The organism is Rhodococcus sp. KRD197, assembly GCF_017168235.1.
Classification (GTDB): Bacteria; Actinomycetota; Actinomycetes; order Mycobacteriales; family Mycobacteriaceae; genus Rhodococcoides.
The window spans coordinates 551,247-566,523 of sequence record NZ_JABFAO010000002.1; the positions used below are offsets into that span (position 1 = coordinate 551,247).

Consider the following 15,277-nt stretch of genomic DNA (forward strand, 5'->3'; position numbering starts at 1 on the left):
CGGGTGTCATTCGACCCCGGCCACCGATCCTTCCACGCCAGGCTACGTCCTGCGCGATTCGGGGTGTGCCCCGACCAGGAGTTGGGCGTGCTCCGGCGAGGTGAGACCATGCCCGCGCACCTGTCATTTCGGTTCCGCGGAGTCGAGCAACCACCGGTCGTCGACGCGGGCGAGGCCGATCAGCATTCGCGAGGAGTCGGTGCGTCCGTCGGGCACGGTCAGGTTGCGGACCTGCTGGTCGAGGAACACCGCGACGACGGCATTGCTGTCGTCGAGCTCGACTATTCCGGCGGCGGTGACGTGCCCGGTCGCCTGTCCCTGTCCGCTGGTCAGCAAGTCCTGCAGGCTCGCCGATACCTCGCGGTACGTCCCGGCGAATTCCTCGGTCGACGTCGACGTCACACGGTCGAGATTGGCGTCCGGGTCGTCGAAGTCGTAGGTGGCGAGACCTTCCGTGTAGGTGGTCGCCGATTCCAGCGCCGAGAACCTGAGCCGGTCGAGTTCGCGGTGCTCGGCGTAGGACACTCCCAGCCAGGCCAGCGCAGCCGCGACCAGAATTGCAGCCGCGGCGACGGCGCCTCGTCTACGCGTCATCCCTGTACTCCTTCCAACAGCGTCGTCCAGTAGTCGAGCGCCTCCACTGCGGTCGGGATCAGCAGCGGATCCTCGGCCATCGGCGGTCCGGTCACGTTCCCCGGCTCGCTCGCGCCCGAGCGGCCCAGCTCGTTCGGGCGCGGCGCGTTCTGTGCACCGCGCTGCTCGAGATCGGGCCCGGGTGGGCAGTAGAGGTTCAGGTTCGGCTCGCGCGGCGACTCGTCGCCGACGCTTCGACGTGCGGTGTCGTACCAGCACACCGGCCCCTGAGTGCCGACCAGAGTGAAGTTGCCGCGGTCCCCGTCGACAATCGAGGTCAACTCCCCGAGGGTGTCGGGTAGCGCCACGAGAAGCGCCGACAGGGCCGGTGTGCGATCGCCGAGGACACTGCTGACGGACACCATGTTGGTCATCAGCGCCCCGACGGTCCCGCGGGTGTCGTCGAGTAGGGCACTCGTGCGTGCGAGCGCGTCGGGGGAGCGGTCCACCAGGTGGATCAGCGAGGGTTCCTGCGCGAGCAGCTGTTGGGTGATCTCGCGCGCCGCACTCGCCGACCCCGGAATGGAGTCCGATCGCGCGGCGAAGGCGTCGAGCATGGGGGTGCCCGTTTCGACGATGTTCGCGAGCGCGGGGGCGTGTGCGTCGAGCATGCGGGAGAGTGTTTCGGCGTCGTCGATGAGCCCCGCCAGTGCGTCACCGGTGCCGGCGAGCGCGCTGGACATCGTCTTCGAGAGGTCGGCGACGGAGTCGGGGTCGATGGACTCCGTGAGAGTCGAGGCCTGTAGGAGGAGCTCGTCGAGGCTGCGTGGCTGCAGATCGGACGGCACGTCGAGTCGGTCTCCGTCGGTCAGGTACGGGCCGTCGGCGGTCGTGGGCATGATGTCGAGTGTCTGGATGCCGAGGGCGTTGTTGTTGGTCACTCTCGCCACGGATCCGACGGGTACCTGTGTGCCCGGGTCGAGGGTGAGGTGAAGGTCGGCGCCGAGGGCCGTCTCGGAGATCGAGATATCGGTGACGGAACCGACGGCGACGCCGCGGTAGGTGACGCCCGAGCCGACGGCAAGATTCACCGCGTCGTCCATCTGCGCAGTCAGTGTGAGCGAGCCGCCGAAGATCTGCGTACCCGGGCCCAGCACGTAGCCGACTCCGACGATCGCCGCGACCACCGCTGTGATGACGAACAGCGACAACTGAATCAGGACGGGTCGTCTCATTCTCCGGCCCCCGTGGGTAGCTGCTGCTGCAGCGTGGACGGCACGTCCGCGAGACGGTCGCCGGTCATGAGCTCGGCGATCGTCTCGGGCAGATCGAGAGCTCCGTCGAAGACGAGGTAGTCACCGTGGACAGCGCCGGTGAACCCGTCGATGAACCCGTTCATGTTGTCCAGAGCCGGGGTAACCGACTCGTTGAATCCTCGGATCGATTCGATGATGTGCGTGAGTTGGTCGACACCGCTGACCAGTTGATCCTCGTGGCCCGCGAATACGTCCTCTGCGGTGGCGGCGAGCGAGGCGCTGCGCTCGACGAGGGAAGCGATGTGGTCGCGTTGTCGGACCAGTAGTTCCATCGTCGGCGCGGCGACTGTGAGGCCCTCGTCCAGTCGCTCGCGGTTGTCTGCGAGCGCGCGGGACACCGAGCCTGCCGCGGTGAGTACGCGGTCGACGTCCGCGCGATGGGCGGCCGCGGCGGCCGTGATGCGGTCGGTGCGTAGAAGCAGTTCGCGGATGTCGGGACCGCGGCCACCGAAGGCCGCGTTCATCTCGGTCATGATCGACTCGAGTTGGTCGAATCCGCTGCCGTTGAGCACCAGGCCGAGGGCAGCGAGCGAGGATTCGAGTTCGGGCCCGATCTCGGTGTCCTCGATGACGTCGCCGTCAGCCAGTATTGCGTCGGTTGGTATCGGTGACGGGGCGGAGAGTTTCACATACGGCTCACCCAGCGCGGAGGGAAGTTCGATTGCCGCGGTGACGGTGGCGGGCAGCTCGATCGACTGGGACAGGCTCAGTCGTACCTGGGCTGAACGTCCGTCGGTGGAGAGGTCGTGGACGCGTCCGAGGAGTTGTTGACCCATTCGTACCTCGGTACCCGGTCGGATTCGATCCGCGCGGACGAAGTGTGCGGTGACGAGATAGTCGGCGCCGTCGGCTGTGCGCCCGATGGGAAGTTGTCCCAAACCCACACTGCAGCCGGACAGTAGTAGACACACGCCGAACAGGAGCAGTGCGCGCATCATCGGCCGCCTTCCATCAACTGTGCGAGGCCGAGAGGATGGGAGGTGCTGAGCGGGACCGGTATCGGATTGGTGATGCCGGCCCCGGTGCAGATGGGCAGTGCGAGATCGCGGCACAGTGGGACCGCGGTAGCGAACTGGTTCAGATCGGTCGAGACGTTCAGCCTGATCCGGGCGCGGCGGTCCTCGCCGATGGTGTTTCCGATGTTCTGCAGCATCAGCGGCACGGTGTCGACCAGTTCGGCGAACTGTGCCTCGTTCGCCGCGAGCTGCCCCGTCAGAGCGCTGGCATTCTGCAGCACCGCGCGGATGTCGTCCCCGCGGTCCGCGAGCAGTTGATCGAGTCGGTCGAACATGTCCCGCAGTGCCGCAATGGGTTCGCCGATCTCGAGATCCTGCCGACGGATCTCCTCGCCCAGATCGGCCAAGGAGTTCGTCATCGACGCCACCGCGCCTTCACGTGCCGCGACCGCGCTGATCAGTCGATTCACGTTCTCGATGAGCATGCCGATCTGCTCGCTGTTGCCGCCGACGACGGCCGTCGCCGAGGACACGGCGAGGATCGCGTCGTTGATGTCCGGGCCGAGGCCCCTCGTGCTCTCGGCCAGGACGTCCACTGCGCCGCCCACATTCGCCTGCTCCGGACCGAGGGCACCGGCGATGGTGTTCACGCTGTCGAGCAGTTGGTCCCAATTGATCGGAGCGTGGCTGCGTGAGACCGGAATGACGTCCTCGCCGAGCGTCGGGCCGCCGTCGTACGCGGGTCCGAGCTCGACGAACCGGTCACTGATGACGGAGGGGTTCATCACGAACGCCTCCGCGTCGGCGGGGATCTCTACATCGGCGGAGACCGACATGGTCAAGCGCACGGACGGACCCTGCGGGGTGACGGTCTCGACGGTGCCCACGGGGACGCCCAGCACGTGCACCGGACTGCCGGGGTAGACGCCGTTGATGTAGGCGAAGTCTGCTGTGACAGTGCGGGCATCGTCGGTGGCGAAGAAGACGAACCAGGCGCCCGCGGAGACGACGGCAAGGACGGCGGTGAGCGCGAGCATCTTCATCGGCCGCACCCCTGTTGGACACCGATCGCGCACAGCAGGTTGTCGGGCAGGGGCCCTGCCGGCGCGGAGACATCGACCCAGTTGCCGTTTCCGGTGGCGTCGGTGACGGCGCGAATGCCCGCCGGCAGTGTGGTCAGCAACTCGTCGATGTTGCGGCCGTTGCGATCGAGGGTGTCGGTCACTGAGCGCATGTTCGTCAGCAGGTGATCGAGCTCGGCGACGTTGTCGCCGAGGAACGCCGAAGCCGAGGTGATCAGAGTCCGTAGGTCGGTCACGAGAGAACCGAGCGCAGTTCGGCGGTCGGCGAGAGTGCCGAGCACGAGCTCGGCGTTGCCGACGAGAACCGCGATGGACTCGCTCTCGGCGGCGATGGTCGTCGACAGTGCTTTCGTGGTCTCGAGCAGGCTCGCGATCTGCTCCTCGTTGCGCGCCAACATCGATGATGCTGCGGTGACCCCGGCCAGCGCATCGGTCACGACGGTCCGGTCGGTGGGTACCGTCTCGCGCAGCGTGCTCACCATCTCTTCGAGGGCGGGTACGTCGAGTTCGGCTGCCGTTGTGCTTGCCTTTCCAGCTATCTCGTCGAGGGAGTACGGCACCGAGGTGCGATCGATCGGAATGGTCCGATCCGGCCCGACCGGGCCACTGCCAGCAGGGGTGATCTCGAGGTATCGCTTGCCGAGCACGGTGCGCAGTTTGACGGCGGCCCGGGTGCGGTCGCCGAGGGACTGTCGATCGTCGAGACGGAACCGCACTTGGACGCGGCCGGCGGCCAGTTCCACGCTGTCGACGCGTCCGGCTGGAACTCCCGCCACGTACACGGGGTCGGCCGCGGTGAGTCCGCCGGCATTGGCGAACACTGCGCTGTACGCCCCTGTCCGTACCAGGTACCAGCCTTGCGGAACGGCCAGTGCTGCCAACAAGAGTGCACCGATCAGCGCTATGCCGACCACGCCGAGCCTCGCCGTGGTCATCGGCAGATCTCCGTGTAGCTGTCCCCGAAGATGTTCACTTCCTGGTCGCCCGCCTTCACCGTGAAATTGCAGGTGTACAAGTTGAGCCAGCTTCCGTAGTCGCCGAGATGATTGATGGACCGCGCAAGGGTTGGAAGCAGCGTCATCGTGCGCTCGAACTGCGTGGTGTTCGCGGTCCACGCATCCGCCATCTCGTTGACGCGATCCACTGTCACATCCAGTGGTTCGGCCGTGCCGGTCATCAGCGTGGTCAGCGCAGCGACAGCGCCTGCGCCGTCGTCGAGGACGGTGATCACCGAGGCATTCCGGTCGGCGACGACCTGACTCATCTCCGTCAGTCCCGTGATGAGACGCGAGATGTCATCGCCGTGTGCCGTCATCGTCTGCAGTACCGCGTCGAGGTCGGCGATCAGATCGGAAATGATCCGGTCGTTGTCGGCGAGCCCCCTCGTCACGGTGGCCACATGGGAGAGAAGCGAGTCGATGGTGGCTGCCTCCCCGCTGAACGCGTCGACGATGGACCGGGCCAGCGTGTCGACCTGTTCCGGCTCGATGGCGTCGAACAATGGTTTGAAGCCGTTGACCAGCGCGGTCAGATCGACCGGTGGGGTGGTTCGATCGAGTCCGATCATGCTGTCCGCACCGAGCGTGCCCGACGGCTCGATCGGGGAGACCAGCGCAAGATAGCGGGCACCGAGCATGTCGCCGTATCGGATCTCGGCCGTGACGTTGGCGGGTATCGGCACCGCCGACTGCACCGAGAATCCCACGACGGCAGTACTCGTCGATCCGGCAGTGCTGAATTCGACGTCGTCGACTCGGCCGATCCGAACCCCGGCGAGCGTCACGTCGTTGCCGCTTCGGAGACCCTCGACCCCGGTGAACTCGGCAGTGTGGCTCACCGTTGTGCCTTGGACGGGAACGCTGAGCGTATTGACCACGAGAACGGCCGAGATCGCTCCGGCCACCGCGAACGCGGCGAGCTGTGTGAGGGGGCGGCGTAGCGAGGTCATCGGATCGCCACCTCGGTGCCGCGCAGAATCGGTGCCAGCAGCATGGTGCTCGCGGGGTTCAGCGGGCCGGGCGCTCCCGCTGCCTCCTGCACTTCCGCGAGCGCGCAGTTGGGCCCGTCCAGACCGGGATACTGCGGGCAGTCGGCCGCTGTGTAGGGCAGGGGCTCGGAGAAGTCGGGTACGGCGGTGATGTCGAAGCGCCCGCTGGCGAAGATCCGCGTACCTGCGGCGCCGAAGGGTGCGAACCGATCGAGCGCGGTTGCCAGACCGGAGGCGTTGCCGGCGACGGTGTCCAATGCCGGTGCGCCGCGCCGAATCACAGCGACGGCGTGGGCACGGTTTTCTGACGCGATGTCATCGGCGGACGAAGCCAGCACGGCGGCGCTGGTCAACAATGCTTCGACTCCGCCGGAACGGTCGAGCGCCATCTGCGACAGGGACGTAGCAGCATCGAGGGTGGCGATGACGTCCGGTGTGGCAGCGTCGAAAGCTTCTGTCACCTGGCGTATCTCGGGAAGGCGTGAGATCGCGGCATCGACGTGTGGTTCGAGCAGGGCGGTTGTCGACGAGAGGCGGTCGATGGTGGCGCCGATGTCCTCACCCCGGCCGAGCAGGGCGGTGCTGATCGCGGTCAGCGCGGTTTGGAGCTCGGCGGGTTCGAGCCGGTGCAGGAGGTCGGTCACCTTTCGGTAGACCTCGCCGAGTTGAATCGCTTCCTCGGAACTGTCGACGGCGAGCCGATCGCCGGCCTGGAGCGTCGCGGATGCACCAGGTATCGAGGTAGGTGCGCCGGGATCGGGAATCAGTTGAATGTAGACGTCACCGAACAGCGTTCGCGGAACTATGCGCACGAGGGCCGAGGCGGGAACGCGGTCGATCTCGTCGGCGTCGATGCGCATCCTCACCCGTGAGATCTCTACGCCGCTGTCGATCCCAGCGACCGTACCGATCTGCACTCCCCGATGTGCCACACCGATCTCGCCGACGAGCAGACCGGCCGAGGCGGGTACGTCGGCGAAGACCACGGGGTCCTCGTCCAGCGCGCCGCTGCCGTAGACGACGCTGGCGGCGGCGGTTGCCACGAGCAGGATCATTGCGGCGAGACCACGGGCGGCGAGCATGTTCGGGCTCGGACCGAGGCGACGCGGTGGCGTCGTCGAGCGGGCGGCGGTCACGACACACCGAGCCCGGGCACGGTCGGAACGATGCCCCACAGCGCGACGGTGAGGAAGACATCGGTGATACCGATCGCGAGGATGCTGGTGCGCAGTGCACGCCCGGCCGCGCGGCCCACGCCCTCGGGGCCACCCGAGGCGTGAAAGCCGTAGCAGCAGTGCACGAGTGCGACGATGACTGCGAAGACCACGGCCTTGGTCATCGAATAGACGAGATCCCCGGGTGTCAGGGCAAGGTGGAAGTAGTAGTCGTAGGTGCCCGCGGAGCTGCCGCCGAAGTTCACCACGACCAACCGCGTGGCGACGAACGCAGCGATGAGCCCCACGAGATAGATGGGGATGATGCAGACGACGGCGGCAATCAATCGGGTGGTGGCGAGGAACGGAATCGACCGCACCGCCATCGAATCCAGCGCATCGATCTCGTCGGAGATGCGCATCGCGCCGAGTTGTGCGGTGAAACCGGTGCCGACCTTGGCCGCGAGGGCAATGCTGGCGATGACCGGTGCCAGTTCACGGGTGTTCACGATCGCGGACAGCAGCCCGGAGAGCGAAGTCAGGCCGATCAGGTCCAGGCCGCGATAGGTTTCGACGCCCACCATCATCGCCGCGACGGCGGACATGGCGAAGACGATGCCGATGGTGCCACCACCCGCCAGCAGTGATGCGTACCCGAAGCTGACTTCGCCGATGTGGTGTGCGATGTGTTTGGAATATCTTCGGATAGTGAAGGGAATGGCTGCGACCGTCTCGGCGTAGAACGTCACGTGACGGCCGAACTCGGTGAATATGCCCGTCGCTCTTCGGCTTCGACGCCGCAGACGATGAAGGTTGTCCGAGACCATCAGTACGTCCCCACTGCGGGGACCACGACTGCATACAACTGGGACAGCACAGTGTTGACCACGAACACCATCACGAACGCCAGTACGACTGCCTCGTTGACGGCATCGGCGACGCCGCTGGGTCCGCCCTTGGCGTTGAGCCCCTTGTACGAGGCGATGAGCGTCGATGTCACGGCGAAGCACACCGATTTCACCATCGCCATCGTGAAGTCGGAAACCCGTCCGTACTCGCTGAACGTGGTGAGGAAGGCGCCGGCGGACTGGTCGGCGACGAACACCTGGTAGAAGAAGCACGCACCGACTCCGACGACCGTCACCATGGCGCAGACCGCGACGGCGACGAACATCGATGCGATCAACCGCGGCACGACGAGCCTGTCGATGACGTCGAGGCCCATCACCTGCATCGCGGCGATCTCCTCGCGAATGGTGCGCGAGCCCAGATCGGCGCAGATGGCCGAGCCCGCCACGCCCGCCATCATCAGGGCGCACACGAGTGCGGCTGCCTGCCCGACCACCACGAACGCCACCACGGCGCCGGAATAGGCACCGGCGCCGAGCCTTCCGGCGAGCGAGCCGACCGACACCGCGATGAGCACGCCGATGGGGAGCATCAGCAGCAGTGCCGGCACCGTGCAGACGCGCGCGATGAACAGTGCCTGCAGAACTGTCTCTGTCAGGGACAGTCTCCTGCGCGCGAGGGTGAGCACGGTACGCGTGAGTGCCGTCACCGAGAACGCGATGAGCCCTCCGACCTGATTCGCGAGGTCGCGTCCAGGGCCCTTCGCCACGGGCAGTTCGACGTTCACCTGCTAGGCGGGTGTCGGCGAATATGTCTTGCGCAGAGCAACTTTGACGACCTTGCCGCTTGCGTTTCGAGGGAGCGCATCGACCACGACGAGTTCCTTGGGGTGCTTGTATCGCGCCAGACGTTCGCCGAGCCAGGTGGTGAGTTCCTCCAGCGTCAGATCAGCGCTTTCGCTGTCGTGGAGAGCGACGACAGCGACGGGGACTTCTCCCCACCTGTCGTCGAGGCGTCCGATGACGGCGGCTTCGAGGATGCGCGGGTGTCCGAACAGGACGTTCTCGACCTCGGCGCAGTAGATGTTCTCGCCGCCGGAAATGATCATGTCCTTCTTGCGGTCGACGACGAAGACGAAACCCTCCTCGTCCTGCCGCACGAGGTCACCGGAGTGGAACCAGCCGCCGGCGAAGGCGTCCGCCGTCGCCGAGGGGTTCTGCCAGTACCCCTCCATCAATGTCGGCCCCCGGTAGACGATTTCGCCGATCTCGCCCTGAGCGACGTCGTTCATCTCGTCGTCGACGATCCGCGCGGCGATCGTCGGGATGACTCGTCCGACCGAACCCAGCTTGCGGAGAGCATCCTCGCCGTCGAGAACGCACGTGATGGGCGACATTTCGGTTTGGCCGAATACGGCGACGTTCAGGGCGTCCGGGAACGTCTCCGCCATGGCTTTCAGGACCGTGTCCGACGCCGGTGCCGCGCCCCAGGAGATGACCCGCAATCGCAACTTTCGTGGATGGCGGGACTGTTCGGCGCACATGGCCTGCCACTGGACCGGGACGAGAAACAGGGTGGTCACGCCCTCGGCTTCGAGCACGTCGAGCAGCGCTGCCGGGTCGAATGCGCCCACCGGGTACACCACGGTCGGTATGCCGAGTTGCAGGCTGGGCGCGAGACTGCCGAGGGCCGCGATGTGAAACATCGGCGATGCGCAGAAGCCGACCTCGTCGACGCCGCGCATCTGCAGCGCACGGATGCACGTCAGTGACTGGGCTGCCATGTTGGAGTGCGTGAGCACTGCCCCCTTCGGCCTACCGGTCGTCCCCGAGGTGTACATGATCAGTGCGGGTGCGCTGTCGGGGACGTCCACGGGTGACGCCGGTGTGGATTCGGCCAGCAGGGCCTCGTAGGTCTCGCCGACAGTGATGATCTCGTAGAGTGAATCGGTCCGATCGGCAACGGCTCCCGCCAACGGGGCCAGCGTCTCGTCCGTCACCATCAGGGCGGCGCCGCTGTTCTCGGCGAGAAAGGAGACCTCCGGGGGCGTCATTCTGAAGTTGACCGGTACGGCAAGGGCGCCGAGTGCGTTGATTGCGAGCACCGCTTCCAGGTACTCGGGTCGGTTGAGCATCAGGATGAGTACGCGGTCTCCGAAGCCGACCCCTCGACGGCTCAGGACACCCGCGAAGCGGTCTACTCGATCGGAAAGCTGGCTCCACGTGATGGAAGCGCCCTCGAAGCGAAGCGCGAGAGCGTCGGGCTGCATCAACGCGTGGCGTCGCACCTGGTTGTTCCAGTTGTTTCGCGTCGATCGCTCTGGTTCGTTGACGTCGGGGGCTGCGGTTTCGGGGGATGAGGTTTCGAGGTCCGAGTGAGCTGCCATCGTGGGGTTCCTGTCTGTCTGCGGGCGGGGACAAGTGTGAGCCAGCTTACAATCGCCGCGTCCGATCCGAAGCCAGAATGGCAACGGCTGATTACGGTTTGCCAAGTTCATCTGTGCATGTGAAAACGTGGATAAGTTTGTCGCTATTCGCGTGCAAACTCCGGTCTTCTCCGCTCGAGCACTGCCGCGATACCCTCGCGGAAATCGGGCGAGGTCAGCAGTTCGATCTGTCCCTCGGCTTCGCGGCGGAGTGCGTCTTCGAGCAGCGCCAGCGTCGAGGCGGTCATCGCGCGTTTGGTCAGTTCCAGTGCTCGGCGTGGGCCGCGTGCGAGCTTTCGAGCGATCTTCTGCACCCGTTCTTCGAGGTCCGCAGCGGGCAGAACCTCGTTGATCAGTCCGGATCGGGCGGCGTCGGTAGCGCTCATCGGTTCGGCCAGCAGTGTCATCGCGTTGGCGCGTGCACGGCCGATCGCCGCGGGCACCAGCAGGCTACTGCCACCGTCGGGCATCAACCCCACGTTCGTGAACGCAAGCAGGAAGACTGCTTCCTCGGCCGCGTACACCAGGTCCGATGCCAGTGCAAGAGAGGCGCCGACACCCGCCGCGATACCGTTGACCTGAGCGATGACCGGCACGGGTAGTTCGATGACGGCGCGGATCAGAGCATTCCCCGTGCGCATCGTCTCGGTCGCGTTCGCTGTCGATTCCTCCGGGGAGGCAGGAGCGGCCGAGGACAACTCGGTGATATCGGCACCGGTGCTGAAGGCGCTACCGGTTCCGGTGATCACGACGACACGCACGTCGGGCCGGTCGGCGAGACCGGTCAGCGCCTCGGTCAATGCGTTCGCGGCGGGACCGTCCAACGCATTCATCCGGGCCGGCCTGTCGATGCGAATTGTCGCAATGCCGGCGGTGACGTCGGTGCCGACGCCCGTGGTCATCGTGCTCCCACCGTGGTTGGCGAACAGTGGGCGGCCTGCCCGTCGAGAAGCGGCGACAGGCGTTCGGTGACAATAGATTCGGCTCCGGAGATCATGCGTGAGACCAGCTCCTGCACCGTCGGAATGTCGTCGATGAGTCCCTGACTCTGACCGACGGTCCATATCCCGGCGTCCATGTCGCCGTCCTCGAAAACCTTGCGTCCACGGGCGCCCTTGACCAGATGGGCAATGTCCGTGAACTCACATCCGAGGCTTTCCTTGGCCACCACCTCGGCGCTGACCGCGTTCTTGGCGACCCGTGCGGTGTTGCCGAGTGAGCGGAAGATCAGTGTCGTGTCTTTCTCACTGCCGGCGACGATGGCCTCCTTGACCGCGTGGGAGACCGGCGACTCGACGGTGCACATGAACCGGGTACCCATGTTGACCGCATCGGCGCCGAGCGCGAGCGCGGCGACGAGGCCGCGGGCGTCGGCGATGCCCCCGGAGGCGATGACCGGAATGCGCAACCGCGACGTGGTCGCGGGGATGAGGACAAGGTTCGGCACGTCGTCCTCACCCGGATGACCTGCGCACTCGAACCCGTCGATACTGACGGCGTCGACGCCGGTGAGTTCGGCTTTGACCGCATGCCGGACGCTGGTGCATTTGTGGATGACCTTGATCCCGGCATCCTTGAAGTACGGAAGATGTTCGACGGGGTTGGATCCGGCGGTTTCGACGATCTTGATGCCCGAATCGATGATGGCCTGGCGGTATTGCGCATACGGCGGCGGGTCGATCGAGGGCAGGATCGTCAGGTTCACGCCGAACGGGCGATCCGTCAGCTTCCTGCAGCGCGCGATCTCCTCGATCAGAGCCTGCGGGGTCGGTTGGGTCAGGGCGGTGATGAAGCCCAGGGCCCCTGCGTTGGCGACGGCTGCCACGAGCTCGGCGCGACCGACCCACATCATGCCGCCTTGCACGATGGGGTGGTCGACTTCGAACATGCGGGTGAACGAGGTGTGCAACATCTCTTGGCGACACTTCCGATCGGATCGTTGGCCTGCCGGGCGTCAGATGGCGCCACTTCAAGCTCAATTAGGCGAATTGCCGCTAACTTAACATTGGGATTCGGCTGCCTGTCAAGGGTGGAGCAATATCCTCAATGTCAACACAAGGTGCGAGCTACGGTTAATATGATGGAAATTTCCACAAGCATCGAGGACGGCAATGACTGACACGGCGGCAGCTGGCAACGACGCAGCACCTCGTCGTCGGCGACCGAAAAACCGCAAGGCCCAGATTCTGAGTGCCGCTGCCGAGGCATTCAGCGAGCGGGGGTATCACGCGGTCGGTGTCGATGACATCGCGGCAGTCGTCGGAATCTCTGGGCCCGCGCTCTACCGGCATTTCCCGACCAAGTACGCCCTGTTCACGCACGCGGTCATGCGTCTCGCCGACACTTTGATGGCTGCGACCGATCCGGCACTGACGACGGAGTCCGATCCGGAGTCGACGCTGGACGCCGTCGTCCTCGCCATCATCCGCACCACGATCGACAACCGTCGGACGGGCGGTCTGTACCGATGGGAGGGGCGCTACCTGATCGGCGACGACAAAATCGCGCTCCGAGACGCGGTCTTCGAACTCGGTGAGCGTGTCCGTCGACCGTTGCACCGGCTCCGCCCGGAATTGTCCGAAGCGGATACAGCGATGCTCTCGACGGCGGCGATCAGCGTGATCGCCAGTATCACCGCGCACCGATCGGCGTTGTCCGCAAAGCAGATCGAAGCGTTGATGTCCAGCGCTGCCTGGTCGATTCTTCGAGCGGACCTGCCGCCGGATTCGCCGACAACCACGGTGGCCGAGGCGCCCCGTCGTGCGCCGGTGTCCAAGCGTGAAGTACTGCTACACCAGGCTATTGCGCTGTTCTACGCTCGCGGCTATCACGAGGTGAGTATCGAGGAGATCGGCGCTGCGGCCGGGATCAACGCTTCCAGCGTGTACCGGCACTTCCCGAGCAAGGCGGAGTTGCTGGCGGCAGCGTTCCAGCGAGCCAACGAGCGGCTGACCGTTGCGCTCGGCGACGCGCTCGCGGAGTCCGAATCCTCGGTCCAAGCCATCGAAGCCCTCGCGCGTCTCTACACCGAATTGTCCTTCGAAAGAAGCGAATTGCTCGCGGTCTACTTTGCCGAGATCGGCAACGTACCGGCCGATCAGCGAACCACGCTCCGCAACGTGCAGCGACTCAATGTCGAGGAGTGGGCACATCTGGTGCGTGAGGCACGGCCCGAACTCACCGGCGTCGGGGCACGTTTCCTGGTTCACGCCGCCCTCGGATTGGTCTTCGACGTCGGACGCGTCGTTCGCTTCGATCGCAGTCCGAGCACGATCCGCAGGGTCCAGCACCTGATGACCACCGTCCTACTGGGATAAAACGACTCTAGGAGTACACATGTCAGACACTGCAGCACCAGAACGGCTTCGCGAGCTACTCGCGATGGAGTCCGGCGTGGAGACTACCGAGCTGGATCAGCTTTGGTCTCGCCTCGACACGGTCCGGGCGGAGGATATCCTCGGCTCCTACAAGGGCAGTGCGTTTGCGACGGGCCATGGACTGTGCCGGGCCCTGCCGGCAAGCAACTGGTACGGCAAGGACTTTCGCTCGATCACCGATGCCAAGCCGCTGATCTGCCGGGCCGAGGACGGAACGCTGTTCTCGAATGTCGAGTTGGGTCAAGGTGAAGCCTCACTGTGGAACATCGAGTTCCGCGGCGAGGTCACCGCCACGATGGTCTACGACGGCAAGGCCGTTTTCGATCACTTCAAGAGGATCGACTCGAAGTCATTGATGGGAATCATGAACGGCAAACCGGAACTGGTCCTCTCACGCGGCGAGTTCTTCTACTTCGCGCTGGAACTGTGCTGATGGTGCGTACCGATGCGCTTGTCTCGCGTGATCCACGCGAGCCGTTCACCGTCGAGCAAGTCGACGTCGAGGAGCCGCGCGCCGACGAAATCCTTGTCCGACTCGTCGCCACCGGTATCTGTCACACCGATCTCGTCGCCCGAGGAGCTGGCGCAGTGGATCGGCCCGTGCTGGTCGGCCACGAAGGCGCCGGCATCGTCGAACGCGTCGGATCAGAGGTGACGAAGGTTCGGCCGGGTGACCATGTGATTCTGACCTTCCGGCACTGCGGTGCCTGCGCCAACTGTGCCAAGTCCAGGCCTGCGTACTGCCAGAGCGGCACGGCGCTGAATCAGTTCGGGGCACGCGCGGACGGGACCAGACGCGTGAGTCTCGACGGGGCTCGGATGCGGGACGGATTCTTCGGTCAGTCCAGTTTCGCTGGCTACGCCGTCACCACCGAGGACAACACAGTCGTGATCGACGCCGATATCGACCTCGAGACTGCCGCCCCGCTCGGCTGCAGCGTCCAGACCGGAGCCGGCGCAGTACTCAACGCTCTGCGCCCGGGACCGCAGGACAGCATCGTCGTCTACGGTGTCGGCGGAGTAGGAATGGCTGCCCTGCTGGCCGCCGTAGCAGTCGACGTGGGAACCGTTGTCGTGGTCGAACCGTCACCGATTCGTCGCGCATTGGCCTCGGAGCTCGGCGCCCACCACGTCGTGGATCCTGGCAGTGACGACGTGCTCGCGGCGGTACGAGAGACGACGAAGGGCGGGGCCAGTCACGCGCTGGACACCACCGGCAACTCCGCCGTGATCGCGCAGGCGTTCGACGCCCTGGGAATGGGCGGAGCATTGGTCACCGTGGCCCTCGGCAAGGGACGACTGGATCTCGACCTTCTCGATATCGTGTTGAAAGGCAAGACCATTCGAGGCTGCTTGGAAGGCGACTGCGTGCCCGCGACATTCGTGCCCGAACTGCTTCGCATGTATTTTGCTGGAGCCTTCCCCATCGACCGTCTTGTCACGCGGTATCCGTTCGCGGACATCAACGTTGCGCTCGAAGACAATCGCCGCGGGGACACGGTCAAGCCGGTCCTGCTGTGGACGTAACGCGCTCTCGCGCATGGCCGTCCGGCCCCTC

General features: G+C 65.4%; 15 protein-coding genes. 3 read left to right on the forward strand and 12 right to left on the reverse strand.

Translation table 11 applies throughout. The features are described 5' to 3' along the window. Positions 1-123: 123 nt before the first annotated feature. From J1M86_RS04790 to J1M86_RS04845, 12 genes are all read right to left on the reverse strand, one after another. Positions 124-594, reverse strand: coding sequence for a hypothetical protein (locus J1M86_RS04790; RefSeq protein WP_206508995.1), 471 nt, complete (start codon positions 592-594; stop codon positions 124-126). Then, on the reverse strand, positions 591-1,808 hold the full coding sequence (locus J1M86_RS04795) for an MlaD family protein (protein ID WP_206508996.1): 1,218 nt from the start codon (positions 1,806-1,808) through the stop codon (positions 591-593). Before J1M86_RS04795 ends, J1M86_RS04790 begins: the two co-directional genes overlap by 4 nt. After that, positions 1,805-2,827 carry an MCE family protein gene (locus J1M86_RS04800; RefSeq protein ID WP_241259551.1) on the reverse strand — a complete coding sequence of 341 codons (1,023 nt, stop codon included), beginning with the start codon at positions 2,825-2,827 and terminating at the stop codon, positions 1,805-1,807. The genes J1M86_RS04795 and J1M86_RS04800 overlap by 4 nt, the downstream gene beginning before the upstream one ends. Continuing rightward, positions 2,824-3,888 carry an MCE family protein gene (locus tag J1M86_RS04805; protein ID WP_206508997.1) on the reverse strand — a complete coding sequence of 355 codons (1,065 nt, stop codon included), beginning with the start codon at positions 3,886-3,888 and terminating at the stop codon, positions 2,824-2,826. Before J1M86_RS04805 ends, J1M86_RS04800 begins: the two co-directional genes overlap by 4 nt. Further along, positions 3,885-4,862, reverse strand: a complete 978-nt coding sequence (locus J1M86_RS04810; RefSeq protein ID WP_206508998.1) for an MCE family protein — start codon at positions 4,860-4,862, stop codon at positions 3,885-3,887. Before J1M86_RS04810 ends, J1M86_RS04805 begins: the two co-directional genes overlap by 4 nt. Further along, positions 4,859-5,875: an MCE family protein gene (locus J1M86_RS04815; RefSeq protein WP_206508999.1), complete on the reverse strand. Its 1,017-nt coding sequence runs from the start codon at positions 5,873-5,875 to the stop codon at positions 4,859-4,861. Before J1M86_RS04815 ends, J1M86_RS04810 begins: the two co-directional genes overlap by 4 nt. Then, the gene (locus J1M86_RS04820; RefSeq protein ID WP_307786526.1) at positions 5,872-7,050 is read right to left on the reverse strand and encodes an MCE family protein; all 1,179 of its coding nucleotides are present in this window, start codon (positions 7,048-7,050) and stop codon (positions 5,872-5,874) included. The genes J1M86_RS04815 and J1M86_RS04820 overlap by 4 nt, the downstream gene beginning before the upstream one ends. Further along, positions 7,047-7,895: an ABC transporter permease gene (locus tag J1M86_RS04825; protein WP_206509000.1), complete on the reverse strand. Its 849-nt coding sequence runs from the start codon at positions 7,893-7,895 to the stop codon at positions 7,047-7,049. Before J1M86_RS04825 ends, J1M86_RS04820 begins: the two co-directional genes overlap by 4 nt. After that, positions 7,895-8,704, reverse strand: coding sequence for an ABC transporter permease (locus tag J1M86_RS04830; RefSeq protein ID WP_206509001.1), 810 nt, complete (start codon positions 8,702-8,704; stop codon positions 7,895-7,897). The genes J1M86_RS04825 and J1M86_RS04830 overlap by 1 nt, the downstream gene beginning before the upstream one ends. Positions 8,705-8,707: 3 nt before the next feature. Continuing rightward, positions 8,708-10,303: a fatty-acid--CoA ligase FadD5 gene (gene fadD5, locus J1M86_RS04835; protein WP_206509002.1), complete on the reverse strand. Its 1,596-nt coding sequence runs from the start codon at positions 10,301-10,303 to the stop codon at positions 8,708-8,710. Positions 10,304-10,446: 143 nt separating this feature from the next. Continuing rightward, positions 10,447-11,244, reverse strand: a complete 798-nt coding sequence (locus J1M86_RS04840; RefSeq protein ID WP_206509003.1) for an enoyl-CoA hydratase — start codon at positions 11,242-11,244, stop codon at positions 10,447-10,449. Continuing rightward, on the reverse strand, positions 11,241-12,254 hold the full coding sequence (locus J1M86_RS04845; protein ID WP_206509004.1) for a nitronate monooxygenase family protein: 1,014 nt from the start codon (positions 12,252-12,254) through the stop codon (positions 11,241-11,243). Before J1M86_RS04845 ends, J1M86_RS04840 begins: the two co-directional genes overlap by 4 nt. A gap of 199 nt (positions 12,255-12,453) precedes the next feature. On the opposite strand from J1M86_RS04845, the gene J1M86_RS04850 reads away from it, so the two are divergent. The 3 genes from J1M86_RS04850 to J1M86_RS04860 all read left to right on the forward strand — a co-directional run bounded on the left by J1M86_RS04850 (position 12,454) and on the right by J1M86_RS04860 (position 15,246). Further along, entirely contained in the window at positions 12,454-13,659 is a 1,206-nt protein-coding gene (locus tag J1M86_RS04850; protein WP_206509005.1) for a TetR/AcrR family transcriptional regulator, read from the forward strand. 64 nt (positions 13,660-13,723) lie between these two features. After that, on the forward strand, positions 13,724-14,152 hold the full coding sequence (locus tag J1M86_RS04855) for a DUF4334 domain-containing protein (RefSeq protein WP_241259652.1): 429 nt from the start codon (positions 13,724-13,726) through the stop codon (positions 14,150-14,152). Positions 14,153-14,154: 2 nt separating this feature from the next. Next, positions 14,155-15,246: an NAD(P)-dependent alcohol dehydrogenase gene (locus tag J1M86_RS04860; RefSeq protein ID WP_206509154.1), complete on the forward strand. Its 1,092-nt coding sequence runs from the start codon at positions 14,155-14,157 to the stop codon at positions 15,244-15,246. The last annotated feature ends 31 nt before the right edge of the window (positions 15,247-15,277 follow it).